The 1,331-nt window shown below is 41.4% G+C and carries 1 protein-coding gene; it reads left to right on the forward strand.

The window, feature by feature from the left end:
* Nucleotides 1-1,330 (forward strand): DUF2079 domain-containing protein (locus F6K52_RS36375; protein ID WP_293090096.1); only part of this gene is annotated, 1,330 nt, incomplete at its 5' end.
* Between the last annotated feature and the right edge of the window lies 1 nt (nucleotide 1,331).

The raw sequence follows: 1,331 nt of genomic DNA on the forward strand, positions 1-1,331 counted from the left end.
GGGGGCTCTGTTTCCCAACGCTGCGACTTTAGCAACTTTACAAATAGTGTTAATTAGTAGTGCGGGGCTGGTATTGTATTTATTAGCAAGACAATATCTAGAACCGAAATTATCAGTAGCGATCGCTGGTAGTTTTTACGCTGCTAATGCCGTATTGGGCCCCACTTTAAGTAATTTTCACGATATCAGCCAAATCCCTTTGTTTGTTTTTAGTTTGCTCTTAGCAATGGAAAAACGCCAATGGTCATGGTTTTGGTTAATGGCGATTTTTATTTTAGCTGTGCGGGAAGATGCCGGGGTGGGTTTATTTAGTGTAGGGGTTTACATGATTCTCAGCCAAAGATTCCCCCGTGCAGGGTTAGCTGTATGTACCCTCAGCTTTGGTTACATAATGATATTAACTAATGCCATTATGCCCTTATTTTCCGAGGATGTTTCCCGGAGATTTACCTTGGAAAGATTTGGACAATATGCCGAAGGAAATCAAGCTTCTACTTTGGATATTATGTGGGGCATGATTAAGAATCCCTGGCGCTTACTCAGAGAATTATTTACACCATTTGACCAAACAATTAAGTATTTACTCGGACACTGGCTGCCCTTAGCTTTCGTTCCCGCAATTTCTCCTCCAGCTTGGGCAATTGCTGGTTTTCCCTTACTCAAGCTGTTTCTAGCCCAAGGTAAAACCGTATTAGCCATCAATGCCCGTTATGCCCTAACGGTTGTACCAGGGCTATTTTACGGAGGAATTTTGTGGTGGTCGAGACATACAAAAGTATTTAAACCTACATTCCGCCGTTTTTGGGCAGTTTGTATCAGTATTTCCCTCTTATTTTCCTTTACTTCGAGTACTTCGAGCTTAAATCGAGCTTTTTATTTTCTTTTACCAGATTCATTCAATCCCTGGGTACATATATCCTTATTCCAACAATGGCACCATGTTGCCCAGATGCGCCCGTTACTGGCAAAAATTCCCCCAAATGCCAGTGTCTCTGCCACAACCTACCTAATTCCCCACCTTTCCAACCGTAGGCAAATTATCCGTCTGCCAGCATTACAATTACGTAACGATGAACGGCAAATCATTACAGTAGATTATGCGATCGCAGATCTGTGGCAATTACAACAATATCAAGTAGCTTTTCGACAGGAGCGAGAACTTCTCAAAGATTTATTTACTTTGGTGGAAAATTTATCTCAAAATCAGCAGTATGGGATTATTGATTTTGCAGATGGGGTGATTTTAATGCAAAAACAAGTTCCTAGTGATCCTAAAGCTGAAGATGCTTGGTTGGCGTTTAGCTCAAACAAAAACAAGTCCCAAATCTGAC

The organism is Moorena sp. SIO3H5, assembly GCF_010692395.1.
Classification (GTDB): domain Bacteria; phylum Cyanobacteriota; class Cyanobacteriia; order Cyanobacteriales; family Coleofasciculaceae; genus Moorena.